Origin of the sequence: Roseivivax sp. THAF30, assembly GCF_009363575.1 — a bacterium.
Classification (GTDB): Bacteria; Pseudomonadota; Alphaproteobacteria; order Rhodobacterales; family Rhodobacteraceae; genus Roseivivax; species Roseivivax halotolerans.
The window spans coordinates 2,430,400-2,442,426 of record NZ_CP045389.1 but is presented as its reverse complement, the minus strand read 5'-3'; the positions used below and the strand labels follow the sequence as shown (position 1 = coordinate 2,442,426).

General features: G+C 64.3%; 12 protein-coding genes and 1 tRNA gene. 11 read left to right on the top strand and 2 right to left on the bottom strand.

Going from position 1 to position 12,027, the window contains the following annotated elements; genetic code table 11:
• The first annotated feature begins 8 nt into the window (after nt 1-8).
• The 3 genes from FIU91_RS11860 (at nt 9) to FIU91_RS11850 (ending at nt 4,426) form a co-directional block, all read left to right on the top strand.
• Complete coding sequence (locus FIU91_RS11860; RefSeq protein ID WP_152462605.1) at nt 9-1,793, top strand: FAD-dependent monooxygenase; 1,785 nt, start codon at nt 9-11, stop codon at nt 1,791-1,793.
• A gap of 10 nt (nt 1,794-1,803) precedes the next feature.
• On the top strand, nt 1,804-2,685 hold the full coding sequence (locus tag FIU91_RS11855; protein ID WP_152462604.1) for an intradiol ring-cleavage dioxygenase: 882 nt from the start codon (nt 1,804-1,806) through the stop codon (nt 2,683-2,685).
• Nucleotides 2,686-2,860: 175 nt separating this feature from the next.
• The gene (locus tag FIU91_RS11850; RefSeq protein ID WP_152462603.1) at nt 2,861-4,426 is read left to right on the top strand and encodes a bifunctional UDP-sugar hydrolase/5'-nucleotidase; all 1,566 of its coding nucleotides are present in this window, start codon (nt 2,861-2,863) and stop codon (nt 4,424-4,426) included.
• 170 nt (nt 4,427-4,596) lie between these two features.
• On the opposite strand, the gene FIU91_RS11845 is transcribed toward FIU91_RS11850, so the two are convergent.
• A tRNA-Ser gene (locus FIU91_RS11845) sits at nt 4,597-4,686 on the bottom strand.
• Between the two features lie 145 nt (nt 4,687-4,831).
• Between FIU91_RS11845 and FIU91_RS11840 the strand changes: the two genes are divergently transcribed.
• From FIU91_RS11840 to FIU91_RS11810, 7 genes are all read left to right on the top strand, one after another.
• The gene (locus FIU91_RS11840; protein ID WP_152462602.1) at nt 4,832-5,638 is read left to right on the top strand and encodes a DUF2059 domain-containing protein; all 807 of its coding nucleotides are present in this window, start codon (nt 4,832-4,834) and stop codon (nt 5,636-5,638) included.
• A 205-nt stretch (nt 5,639-5,843) separates the two neighbouring features.
• Nucleotides 5,844-6,494, top strand: coding sequence for a 50S ribosomal protein L21 (locus tag FIU91_RS11835; protein ID WP_152462601.1), 651 nt, complete (start codon nt 5,844-5,846; stop codon nt 6,492-6,494).
• Nucleotides 6,495-6,522: 28 nt separating this feature from the next.
• Entirely contained in the window at nt 6,523-6,792 is a 270-nt protein-coding gene (gene rpmA, locus FIU91_RS11830; RefSeq protein WP_093010043.1) for a 50S ribosomal protein L27, read from the top strand.
• A 196-nt stretch (nt 6,793-6,988) separates the two neighbouring features.
• On the top strand, nt 6,989-7,528 hold the full coding sequence (locus FIU91_RS11825; protein ID WP_093010042.1) for a GNAT family N-acetyltransferase: 540 nt from the start codon (nt 6,989-6,991) through the stop codon (nt 7,526-7,528).
• Between the two features lie 116 nt (nt 7,529-7,644).
• A complete protein-coding gene (gene obgE, locus FIU91_RS11820) occupies nt 7,645-8,694 on the top strand; it encodes a GTPase ObgE (RefSeq protein WP_152462600.1) in 1,050 nt (349 codons plus the stop codon).
• Nucleotides 8,682-9,788, top strand: a complete 1,107-nt coding sequence (gene proB, locus FIU91_RS11815; protein ID WP_152462599.1) for a glutamate 5-kinase — start codon at nt 8,682-8,684, stop codon at nt 9,786-9,788. The genes obgE and proB overlap by 13 nt, the downstream gene beginning before the upstream one ends.
• Nucleotides 9,789-9,829: 41 nt before the next feature.
• On the top strand, nt 9,830-11,095 hold the full coding sequence (locus tag FIU91_RS11810; protein WP_152462598.1) for a glutamate-5-semialdehyde dehydrogenase: 1,266 nt from the start codon (nt 9,830-9,832) through the stop codon (nt 11,093-11,095).
• 9 nt (nt 11,096-11,104) lie between these two features.
• On the opposite strand, the gene FIU91_RS11805 is transcribed toward FIU91_RS11810, so the two are convergent.
• Nucleotides 11,105-11,725, bottom strand: coding sequence for a histidine phosphotransferase family protein (locus FIU91_RS11805; RefSeq protein ID WP_172974998.1), 621 nt, complete (start codon nt 11,723-11,725; stop codon nt 11,105-11,107).
• Between the two features lie 11 nt (nt 11,726-11,736).
• On the opposite strand from FIU91_RS11805, the gene FIU91_RS11800 reads away from it, so the two are divergent.
• Nucleotides 11,737-11,925, top strand: a complete 189-nt coding sequence (locus FIU91_RS11800; protein ID WP_152462596.1) for a DUF3553 domain-containing protein — start codon at nt 11,737-11,739, stop codon at nt 11,923-11,925.
• Nucleotides 11,926-12,027: the final 102 nt, after the last annotated feature.

Sequence of the window (12,027 nt, the reverse complement as noted above, 5' to 3'; positions counted from 1 at the left end):
AAGCAGACATGGCCGAGATTGAAACCGATGTCCTGATCGTCGGAACCGGACCCGCCGGCAGCGCGACCGCCGCGCTTTTGTCGAGCTACGGGATCGAGAACGTTGCGATCAACCGCTACCGCTGGCTCGCCAACACGCCGCGCGCTCATATCACCAACCAGCGCACGATGGAGGTGCTGCGCGATCTCGGCCGCGAGGTGGAGGACGAAGCCTATATGCACGCCACCGAAGGCGATCTCATGGGCAACAACGTCTTCTGTGAGAGCCTTGCAGGAGAAGAGCTGGGCCGGATGCTGTCCTGGGGCAATTCGCCCGAGAGCCGGGCCGAACATCTGCGCTCCTCGCCGTGCCACATGAACGATCTGCCGCAAACCTTCATGGAACCCTTGCTGTTCAAGACCGCCTGTTCGCGCGGCACGCAGGCGCGGATGCAGACGGAATATCTGAGCCACTCGGAAGACGAGGCCGGAGTCACGACCCGCTGCCGCGACAGGCTCACGGGCCGCGAGTTCGACATCCGCTCGAAATACCTTGTCGGTGCGGATGGCGGCAATTCGGGCGTCGCCGAGACCGCTGGCCTGCCGTTCGAGGGGCAGATGGGGGTCGGCGGATCGATGAACATTCTGTTCCGCGCGGATCTCTCGCGCTTTGTCGCGCACCGCCCGTCCGTTCTTTACTGGGTGATGCAGCCCGGCGCGAATGTCGGCGGGATCGGCATGGGCCTTGTGCGGATGGTTCGCCCCTGGAACGAATGGCTGATCGTCTGGGGCTATGACATCAACGAGCCTGCCCCGGAAGTGGACGAGGCGATGGCGACCGAGGTGGCGCGTCAGCTCGTCGGCGATCCAGAGCTCGAGATCGAGCTTCTCTCCGCCAATACCTGGACGGTGAACAACATGTATGCAACGCACATGCAGACGGATCGCGTCTTCATCACGGGCGACGCGGCGCACCGGCATCCGCCGTCGAACGGGCTCGGCTCGAACACGTCGATCCAGGACGGCTACAACCTTGCCTGGAAGCTCGCGCATGTACTGACGGGCAAGGCCGGGCCGGGGCTGCTGACCAGCTATTCCGAAGAACGCGCGCCGGTGGCAAAGCAGATCGTGACCCGCGCCAACCAGTCGATCGGCGAATTCGGCGCGATTTTCGAAGCGCTGGGCCTGACCGAAAGCACCGATCCCGACGTGATGCAGGCCAATATGGACAAGCGCGTCGAGACCAGCGCGGCGGCCGAAGCGCAGCGCGAAGCCCTCCGCAAAGCCATCGAGTTCAAGAAATACGAATTCGATTGCCACGGTGTCGAGATGAACCAGCGCTACGACAGCGGCGCGGTGGTCCGGGACGGACAGCCTGATCCGGGGTTCGCGCGTGATCCCGAGTTGCATTACCAGCCGACGACCTGGCCCGGCGCGCGCCTGCCGCATGCCTGGCTCTATCGCGCGGATGGCAGCCGTGTCTCGACGCTCGATCTTTGCGGCAAGGGGCGCTGGGCGATCTTCACCGGCATCGGCGGCGAGGCCTGGGCCGAGGCGGCGCGCAACGTCGCCGCAGAGACGGGACTCGCAATCGACGTGCATGTGATCGGCCCCCGCCGCGAGATCGAGGATCATCTCGGAGATTGGGCGCGGCTGCGCGAGACGTCCGACGCGGGGGCGGTGATGACCCGGCCCGACCAGCACGTCTGCTTCCGTGCCGCTCAGATGGCCGAAGATCCCGAAGGAGAGCTGCGCCGCGTCTTCTCCGCGATCCTGCAACCGGAAAGCGCCGCCGCGCGTCAGGCCGCCGAATAGGAAGAATGCTATGACCGATCCAGTCGAACAGGGCTATTTCACCGAGGAAAGCTCGGCCGATGTCGTCGTCTCGCGCAATGCGAACGCCGAGGACGCGCGTCTCAAGGAGGTGATGGAGACGATCGTCCGGCATCTGCATGCGGCCGTCAAAGAGGTCGAACCCACGCAGGATGAGTGGATGAAGGCGATCCTGTTCCTCACCGACACGGGACAGATGTGCAACGAATGGCGTCAGGAATTCATCCTTTTGTCCGACGTCCTCGGTGTGTCGATGCTCGTGGACGCGATCAACAACCGCAAACCTTCGGGTGCGTCCGAGTCGACCGTTCTCGGGCCGTTCCATGTTGCCGATGCGCCTGAACGCGCGCTCGGCGACGATATCTGCCTCGACCAGAAGGGCGACCCGATGCTGGTCAAGGGCCGCATCCTCGACATCGACGGGCAGCCGATCGCAGGGGCGAAGATCGACGTCTGGCAGGCCAATGACGAAGGCTTCTACGATGTCCAGCAGAAGGGATTGCAGCCCGATTTCAATCTGCGCGGCGTCTTCCGCTCCAATGAGAAGGGCGAATACTGGTTCAGGGGGGTGAAGCCGAAATTCTACCCGATCCCGGATGACGGACCGGTGGGCAAGATGCTTGGCGCGCTGGGACGGCACCCGTTCCGGCCAGCGCACCTGCATTACATCATCGAGGCCGAGGGGTACGATACGCTGGTCACCCACATCTTCGACCCGGATGACCCCTATATCCACTCGGACGCGGTCTTCGGTGTGAAGGAAAGCCTTATGGCCGAATTCATTTGGGTAGAAGATGCGGCCAAGCTAAGTGCCGCCGGTCAGGATGCGCCGTATTTCGAGGTCGAGCACGACTTCGTGCTGGCGCGGGGCTAGGGGCAGACTTGGCCAGGGCGGGCGACCGGGCTGGACGAAAAGTGCCGATGGATTGATCTCGACGGTCCCGTCACGCACGCGTTACGCAAGGGTATTATCGGCCGCGGCACGGAGTGTTTTGACTTGCGCCGCGCGGCTCGCCAAGCTGACGTCATCCAACCTGAGGGAGACAAGAATGAAGGCCCGTATTCTGACAACGACCTGTGCACTGGCATTGACAGCCGGCACCGCGCAGGCCTGGGACCTGACCATCCTGCACACCAACGATTTCCACGATCGCTTCGAGCCGATCAACGCATACGATTCGACTTGCGCGCCCGAGGATAACGAGGCCGGCGAGTGCTTCGGCGGTATCGCGCGGATGGTCACCGCAATCGAGGCGGCGCGCGAAGAGGCTGGCGACAATGTGCTGCTGCTCGACGCGGGCGACCAGTTCCAGGGCTCGCTTTTCTTCACCGAATATGGCGGCGAGATCTCGGCCGAGTTCATGAACCAGCTCGGCTATGATGCGATGGCGGTGGGTAACCACGAATTCGACAACGGGCCCGAAGGTCTGGCGGAGTTCCTCGATCTCGTGGACTTCCCGGTCCTCTCCGCCAACATCGATGTGAGCCAGAACAACATGCTCGCCGACAGGGTGCAGAAGTCGGTGACGCTCGATGTGAATGGCGAGCAGGTGGGCGTCATCTCGGTTCTTGCCGAGGACACCCCCGAGACCTCCTCTCCGGGCGATACGGTGATCTTCTCCTCCATCATCGACGCGGCACAGGCGCAGGTCGATGCGCTCACCGAGCAGGGCGTGAACAAGATCGTGCTCCTGACCCATGTGGGCTTTCCCGCCGATCGTCGACTCGCGGAAGAGGTCAGCGATGTCGACCTGATCATCGGCGGCCACAGCCATACGCTCTTGTCGAACGAGGATGAGGACGCAGCGGGCAGCTACCCGACCGAGGTCAACGGCGTGCCGATCGTCACCGCATACGCCTACGGCAAGTACCTTGGCGAGGTGAAGCTGACCTTCGACGATAACGGCGAGGTCACCCAGATCTCGGGCGATCCGATCCTTCTCGACGCATCGGTTGCCGAGGACGAAGAGGCGGTGGCGCGCATCGAGGAACTGGCGCAGCCGCTCGAGGAACTCCGCAACGAAGTCGTCGCCGAGACGGGAAGCGCCATCGAAGGCTCCCGCGAGGTCTGCCGCGCCGGCGAATGCCAGATGGGCAACCTCGTCACCGACGCCATGCTCGACCGCGTGTCCGACCAGGGCGTTGTGATCGCCTTCCAGAACGGCGGCGGCCTGCGTGCCTCGATCGAGGCGGGTGAGGTGACCATGGGCGACGTCTACACCGTGCTGCCGTTCCAGAACACGCTTTCCACGTTCGAAGTGACCGGTCAGGATCTGATCGACGCGCTCGAGAATGGCGTGAGCCAGATGGAAGAGGGCGCAGGGCGCTTCCCGCAGGTCTCGGGCATGTCCTTCACGGTCGATCCCTCGGCGGAGGTCGGCAGCCGGATCTCCGAGGTGATGGTCGGCGACGAAGCCATCGACCCCGAAGCGACCTACGCGGTGGTCTCCAACAATTACGTCCGCAACGGCGGCGACGGGTATTCGATGTTCGTCGATGCCGAGAATGCCTACGATTTCGGTCCGGACGTTGCCGAGGTCGTGGCGGACTACCTCGCCGACAACACGCCCTACGAGCCCTATACTGACGGGCGCATCACGGTGATGGGCAACTGAAAAACCTGACCCCCGGGTCAGCGCTGGGGGCGTCCTGCCGGGCGCCCCTTTGTTTTGCCCATGCTGGGGTGGTTCAGCTGCCTGGGCTCGGCATGCGGTCCCGCAGATCGCGCAGCTGACCGCACATGTTCCGAACGCGTTATTTCTGGGAGAACCGAACGAGCGGTGTATGGCGGAGAGAGAGGGATTCGAACCCTCGGACCCCGTGAAGGGTCAACGGTTTTCGAGACCGCCCCGTTCGACCACTCCGGCACCTCTCCGCGGGGGTCTGTGGATGGGGCATGTAACGAAGCCGCGGGGGCTGTGCAACCCGCGCAGACGCAAAATTTCACGTCTGCGTATTGTGGTTGGACATGATGCGGGCGGTGCGTATCTCTAATCGGGACAGACAAGGGATCGTTCACCATGTTTCACCGCGCTTTTGCCGCCGCATTCGCCGTCTCGCTCGCCAGTCCCGGGGTGGCCCAGACCGCCGACGACCTCCTCGATGCGCTCAAGATCGACGAGACGGTTGCGGTGATGCAGGCTGAAGGGCGCGACTACGGACGCGATCTGGCCGACAACATGCTCGGCGGCACGAGCGAGAGCTGGGAAGCCTCGGTCGCGCGGGTCTACGATGTCGAGGCGATGGAAGAAGCCGTGCGGACGGCCTTCCGCGAGGCATTGCCCGAGGATATGGCCGCTCCGCTTCTTGACTTCTTCACCTCCGATCTCGGCCAGGAGGTCGTCACGCTCGAGATCGAGGCGCGCGAGGCGATGGTCGACGAGGATGTCGAGGACGCCGCGCGGGAGCGCTACCGCGATCTCGAGGGCGGCGACGACGCCCGCCTTGGGCTCGTCGAGGATTTCGTCGAGGCCAATGATCTTGTCGAGCAGAACGTGTCGGGCGCGCTCAACGCGTCCTTTGCCTTCTACAATGGCCTCGCCGATGGCGGCGCGCTCGAGATGAGCGAAAGCGAGATGCTGTCGGAAATCTGGAGCCAGGAAGAGGACACCCGGAACGATACGACAGAATGGGTGCATGCCTACCTTCTGATGGCCTACGGCCCGCTCTCCGAGGACGAGCTGACACGCTACGTGGAGCTTTCCGAAAGCGAGGCGGGACGGGCGCTCAACCGGGCGCTGTTTGCCGGGTTCAACGCGATGTACAACGACATCTCCTACGCGATGGGATTGGCCGCCGCGTCCGAGATGGCGGCGACGGATCTTTAGCGCTCCGAAGCCCGCGACACTGCTTGACAGGACAGGGCTGCATCTGCATAAGCGCGGTTCTGACGACGGGGCTTACGGCCCCGCTTGTCATTTTTGAACGCAATGACGCCTCGCAATTCGGGGCGCGCTGTTCGAGGCGGGGGCGACCCCGGAACACCCGCGGGGCGGGGGCCGAAGAACGCGAGAGAGAACAAGGAAGACGCGCATGTTCGCGGTGATGAAGACCGGCGGCAAGCAATACAAGGTCCAGGCGGGCGACACGCTTCGGATCGAAAAGCTGGCTGCCGACGCTGGAGACAAGGTCCAGTTCAACGAGATTCTCATGCTGGGCGGCGACGACCTCACGGTTGGCGCGCCCCTCGTCGATGGTGCGGCCGTGCAGGCCGAGGTCGTCGATCAGATCAAGGGTGACAAGGTCATCCACTTCGTGAAGCGCCGCCGGAAGCATTCGTCGAAGCGCACCAAGGGCCACCGTCAGCAGCTGACGATGATCCGCGTGACCGACATCCTTTCCTCGGGTGCGGACAAGTCCGGCGTGAAAGCGGCCGTCGGCGCGGGCACGCTGCCCCGCGGGCTCGGCGAAGAGCGCTACACCGCCAACCGGGCGGAGCAGGCCGATATGAAGGCCCGCGTGAAGAACGACGAAGCCGAAGAGAAGCCGACCTCCGCGGCCGGCGTCTCCGAAGGCGCGAAGGACGATCTCAAGGAAATCAACGGGATCGGCCCTGCCGCAGAAAAGAAGCTGAACGAAGCCGGGATCACGAGTTTTTCCCAGCTTGCAGCACTCGACGCCGACAGCTTCGACGCTGTTAAGTTGAAACCCGAATGGATCGAAGAGGCGAAGGCGAAAGCCTGAGCCGCGATTGAGACAGGAGACTTAACCAATGGCACATAAAAAAGCAGGCGGTTCCTCCCGCAACGGTCGCGACTCCGCCGGCCGTCGTCTGGGCGTAAAGCTCTACGGTGGCGAGCGCGCGATCCCCGGCAACATCATCGTGCGTCAGCGCGGCACCAAGTTCTATGCAGGCAATGGCGTCGGCATGGGCAAGGATCACACGCTGTTCGCAACGGCCGAAGGCTCCGTGACCTTTTCGAAAGGTCTCAAGGGACGTACCTTCGTATCCGTTCTTCCAGTGGCCGAGGCCGCCGAGTAAGCCGACCCCGTCGGGCACGAATAACCAGGGGATCGGTGGAAACACCGGTCCCTTTTTTCGTTCTCGACATGGCCGGAAACGGCTTGGTCATTTCGGTGCAAGATAATCTGGACATCGCACGGACCGAGACCAATTTAACATGCATGCCGGCATCAGCTTTGGAGGAATGCGCGGGCATGAGTGGAGGAGAGACACAATGAGCCTCGACCAGGTCATCACGCAGCCGGTCATCGAGACGGCGCGCTTCGATCTGCGCCCGTTACGCATGTCGGATCAGGGCCTCATCGCCCATCACGCCGGCGACAAGCGCGTGGCCTGCATGACCGGCGCGATCCCGCATCCCTATCCGCCAGGCGCGGCCGAAGCCTATGTCACGCGCGCCAATGCCCCCGACCGGACCGAGGACATCTGGGCGATCGACGGTCAGAAGTCCGATCTGCCCGAGCTCATGGGCGTGATCTCTCTCAAGCGGATGGACCGCAACCAGTCCGAGATCGGCTATTGGGTCGTGCCGGCCTTGTGGAATACCGGCCTTGCCTCGGATGCGGTCGAAGCCTTGGTCGCGGCCAACCCGATGCGAAATGGCACGATGTTCGCGAGCGTCTTCCAGGACAACACCGCCTCGGCGCGTGTGCTGACGAAGCTCGGCTTTGAATATATCGGCGATGCGGAGACGTTCTGCGTCGCTCGCGAGGCCAAGGTTCCGACCTGGACCTACATCAAGAAACTCGCTTGACGCGCATGAGCAGAGGGGTCTGCGACAGGCGGTATGATCGCCGCCTGTAAGCCGATCCCTTGAGGCCGGCGCGTTTTGGACGTATCGGCGAGGGCGCGACAGGAAAGGCCCGGCTCATGAAATTCCTCGACCTCTGCAAGGTCTATATCCGCTCCGGCTCCGGCGGGTCGGGTGCTGCGAGCTTCCGGCGCGAGAAATATATCGAATACGGTGGCCCGGATGGTGGCGACGGCGGCTCGGGCGGGTCTGTCTGGGTGGAGGCCGTGGACGGGCTCAACACGCTGATCGACTTCCGCTACCAGCAGCATTTCTTCGCGCAGAACGGCCAGGCCGGCATGGGCCGTCAAAAAACGGGCCGCGACGGCGAAGACATCACCCTGCGCGTGCCCGTGGGGACCGAGATCCTTGATGAGGACCAGGAGACCGTTCTCGCGGACCTTACCGAGCTTGGCCAGAAGGTCGAGCTTGCGCGCGGCGGCAATGGCGGCTGGGGAAACGTCCACTTCAAGAGCGCCACGAACCAGGCGCCGCGCCGCTCCAACCCGGGTCAGCAAGGCGTCGAGCGGACGATCTGGCTGCGGCTCAAGCTCATCGCGGATGTGGGGCTCCTGGGGTTGCCGAACGCGGGCAAGTCCACTTTCCTTGCCGCCACCTCCAATGCGCGGCCGAAGATCGCCGATTATCCCTTTACCACGCTGCATCCCAATCTTGGGGTTGTTGGCGTCGACAACGTGGAATTCGTGGTCGCGGACATTCCGGGCCTCATCGAGGGCGCGCATGAGGGGCGCGGCCTCGGCGATCTGTTCCTGGGACATGTGGAGCGCTGCGCGGCGCTCTTGCATCTCGTGGACGGCACATCCGGCACGCTCCTTGAGGATTACAAGACGATCATCAACGAGATCGAGGAATACGGATCGGGACTCGCCGACAAGCCGCGCATCACCGTTCTGAACAAGGTCGACGCGCTCGATGATGAAGAGCGGACTTTCCTGCGCGAGGAACTGGAGGAGGTGGCCGGATCCCGCGTCTTCGTGATGTCCGGTATCTCGGGCGAGGGCGTCACCCATGTTCTGCGCGCGCTGCGCGCCGAGGTCGAGGCGACCCGTGCGCTCCGCCGCCGCGAAGAAGCGGCCGACGAGGAGGAGAGCGGCGGATGGCAGCCCTGAGCGACGCGCGCCGCGTCGTCGTCAAGATCGGCTCGGCATTACTCGTCGACAAGGAAACCGGGGCGTTCCGCGACACGTGGCTGCGCGGTATGGCCGAGGATGTGGCGCGGCTGCGCGCGCGGGGCGCTGATGTCGTTTTGGTCTCGTCAGGCTCCATCGCTCTCGGGCGCGGCGTGCTGGGTCTGCCGCGCAGCGACCTGCCGCTCGAGCAGAGCCAGGCGGCGGCGGCCGTGGGTCAGATCCGGCTGGCCCGCGCCTGGGAAGAGGGTCTCGCGCCCCATGGCATCACTACCGCGCAGGTGCTCGTCACGCTCGAGGACAGCGCCGATCGCCGCCGTTACCTCAATTCGCGCGCCACGATGGAAGCGCTGCTGGCGCATGGTGTCGTGCCTATCGTGAACGAGAACGATACCGTCGCGACCGACGAGATCCGGTATGGTGACAATGACCGGCTCGCAGCGCAGGTCGCCGTGACGGTCGGGGCGGACCAGCTGATCCTGTTGTCGGATGTCGACGGGTTCTACTCGGGAAATCCCGCGCTCGATGCCGGCGCGCGGCGCTTCGACGTGATCGAGCGCATCACGCCCGAGATCGAGGCCATGGCCGGCGATGCGGGCTCAGGTCTGTCCAAGGGCGGCATGAAAACCAAGATTCTCGCGGCCAAGACGGCGACGGCGGCCGGTTGCGCGATGGCGATCACCGAAGGATCGGGGGTGAAGCCACTCAGCGCGCTCGAAGCGGGCGCGCCTGTGACATGGTTCACGCCTCAGACCGACCCGCATACCGCCCGCAAGCGCTGGATCGCGGCTATGAAACCCCGCGGCGCCCTCGTTGTCGATGCCGGCGCGGAGACCGCGCTCACGGCGGGCCGGTCGCTTTTGCCCGCGGGCGTGGCCAATGTCGAAGGCAGTTTCGGTCGGGGCGATCCGGTCGCGATCAAGACTGTGGGCGGCGCGATGCTGGGCCATGGGCTGACACGATACACCGCGGCCGAGGCGCGCGCGATCCGGGGACACAAATCCAACGAGATCGAGGCGATCCTCGGCTATCCGGGCCGCGCCGTGCTGATCCATAGGGACGACATGGCGCTTTGAGCCATGTTAGGCTTGCGCTGCCAGAGAAGAGGGCGACAGAGATGAAAGACCACAGCGATATCGCCGCGACGATGGACGAGATCGGCGCACGCGCCAAAGCGGCGGCGGCCGAGCTGGCCTATGCCACACCTGCGGCCAAGACCCGTGCCCTGACCGAAGCCGCGGACGCCATCGACGCGCAGAAGGCCGAGATCGTCGCCGCTAACGCCCAGGATCTGGAGTTCGGCCGCGAAAAGGGTCTTTCGAATGCGATGATGGATCGGCTCATGCTTGACGATGCGCGCGTTGCGGCCATTGCGGCGGCGCTGCGCGAGGTCGCGGCGCTGACGGACCCGGTCGGATCTGTCATGGCCGAATGGGACCGTCCGACGGGGCTCCATATCTCGCGCGTCCGGACACCGCTCGGTGTGATCGGCGTGATCTATGAGAGCCGCCCGAACGTGACCGCCGATGCCGGTGCGCTCTGTCTCAAGGCGGGCAATGCGGCAATCCTGCGTGGCGGTTCGGAGAGCTTTCATTCCTCCCGCGCGATCCATGCCTGCCTTGTCCAGGGCTTGCAGGCGGCTGGTCTGCCGGAGGATGCCGTCCAGCTCGTGCCGACGCGCGACCGGGCGGCCGTGTCGCACCTTCTCGGCATGACGGAGTATGTGGACGTGATCGTGCCCCGCGGCGGCAAGGGTCTTGTCGGTCTCGTTCAGCGCGAGGCCCGGGTGCCGGTCTTCGCCCATCTCGAGGGGATTGTGCATATCTATATCGACAAGGACGCCGACCCGCAGAAAACGCTCGATGTCGTGCTGAATGCGAAAACCAGGCGCACAGGCGTGTGCGGCGCGGCGGAATGCCTTCTAATCCACCAAGACGTGGTGGAAACGATCGGGCAGGGCGTGATCCGTGCACTGATCGACAAGGGCGTCGAGGTGCGTGGCGACGAGCGTCTTCAAACCATCGACGGCGTGACCCCTGCCGATGCGGAGGATTGGGGGCGCGAATATCTCGACATGATCGTGGCCACTCGGGTCGTGCCGGACATCGACGCGGCCATCGCGCATATCGCGCGCTACAGCTCCTCGCATACCGAGTGCATCCTCACGGAAGAGCCGAGCGCGGCGGAGCGGTTCTTCGCGCGCGTCGATTCGGCGATCCTTATGCACAACGCATCGACCCAGTTCGCCGATGGCGGCGAGTTCGGGATGGGCGCTGAAATCGGGATTGCGACCGGCAAGATGCATGCGCGGGGCCCCGTGGGCGTCGAGCAGCTGACCTCGTTCAAATATATCGTTGTCGGCGACGGAACGGTGCGCGCCTGATCCTGCCGGTCAGATGAAAAGCGTGACCGCTTCGGCATCGACGTCGAGCCGGATGTCACGCCCTGCTGTCCGCGCAGCCTCTGCGAGAAGCGCGAATTGAACCGTCGCGGGCGTGACCTCTAGGGTCTGGCCGGGGTCGGTCAGCCCACCCCAGAGCGCCTTGTCGAGACGGGGGAGGGCGCCTTGGGTCAAGAGCTGCCATCGGCCGCCCTCATGACGCATCTCCACCGAGCAACGGCGCGGCAGGGCCGTATCGAGGCAGAGGTAGGCCAGAAAACCGAACCGCAGCTCTGCGCGAGACAGGGCCGTTTCGACGCGCCAGACGGGGCTTGTGCGACCATCCCTCGCAAAGTCCGCGATCAGGCGGTCGGCGTCGGCCGGGGCGATCAGCGCATCGGCGCCGGCAGGCCCGAAAGCCACGCGAAAGAAGCCGATGCGCGCGACGCAGGCGCGCTGGCTTTCCGCGACAAGTGTCATCTCGGGCGTGTGGTCGCTTGCGCCGGACAGTTCCAGAAGTTCCAGCCCGTTGCCGATAGCCCCGATCGGAGATATCAGGTCATGACAGATGCGAGCGCCGATCAGCCCGGCAAGATCGACGTCGCGCCCATCGAGAGTGGCGAGTTCAGACACGAGAGTCCCCCATGTCCGAAGACCTGAATTCGATCCTCGAGCCCGGCATGATCGTGGAGCATCCCGACAAGCCCGAATGGGGGCGCGGGCAGGTGCAATCGAATATCGGTGGGCGCATCACGGTCAACTTCCGGGAAGAAGGCAAGGTCGTCATCGACGGCAAGCGCGTGTCGCTTATGCCGATATTCGGCGAAGACTAGCCGCGGATCGTTAGCAAAGGGTTAACGGCCGAACCCTCGGACCGGCCTCGAGTTGCAATCGGGTCCCCTGCTGTCCTAAACCGACGCGAAACGACGATCAGG

Excerpts from the sequence above, each read along its gene's own strand:
- FIU91_RS11855 (WP_152462604.1), top strand. The coding sequence starts at position 1,804 with ATGACCGATCCAGTCGAACAGGGCTATTTCACCGAGGAAAGCTCGGCC.
- rpmA (WP_093010043.1), top strand. The coding sequence starts at position 6,523 with ATGGCACATAAAAAAGCAGGCGGTTCCTCCCGCAACGGTCGCGACTCC.
- FIU91_RS11835 (WP_152462601.1), top strand. The coding sequence starts at position 5,844 with ATGTTCGCGGTGATGAAGACCGGCGGCAAGCAATACAAGGTCCAGGCG.
- proB (WP_152462599.1), top strand. The coding sequence starts at position 8,682 with ATGGCAGCCCTGAGCGACGCGCGCCGCGTCGTCGTCAAGATCGGCTCG.
- FIU91_RS11850 (WP_152462603.1), top strand. The coding sequence starts at position 2,861 with ATGAAGGCCCGTATTCTGACAACGACCTGTGCACTGGCATTGACAGCC.
- FIU91_RS11840 (WP_152462602.1), top strand. The coding sequence starts at position 4,832 with ATGTTTCACCGCGCTTTTGCCGCCGCATTCGCCGTCTCGCTCGCCAGT.
- obgE (WP_152462600.1), top strand. The coding sequence starts at position 7,645 with ATGAAATTCCTCGACCTCTGCAAGGTCTATATCCGCTCCGGCTCCGGC.
- FIU91_RS11860 (WP_152462605.1), top strand. The coding sequence starts at position 9 with ATGGCCGAGATTGAAACCGATGTCCTGATCGTCGGAACCGGACCCGCC.
- FIU91_RS11810 (WP_152462598.1), top strand. The coding sequence starts at position 9,830 with ATGAAAGACCACAGCGATATCGCCGCGACGATGGACGAGATCGGCGCA.
- FIU91_RS11825 (WP_093010042.1), top strand. The coding sequence starts at position 6,989 with ATGAGCCTCGACCAGGTCATCACGCAGCCGGTCATCGAGACGGCGCGC.
- FIU91_RS11800 (WP_152462596.1), top strand. The coding sequence starts at position 11,737 with ATGTCCGAAGACCTGAATTCGATCCTCGAGCCCGGCATGATCGTGGAG.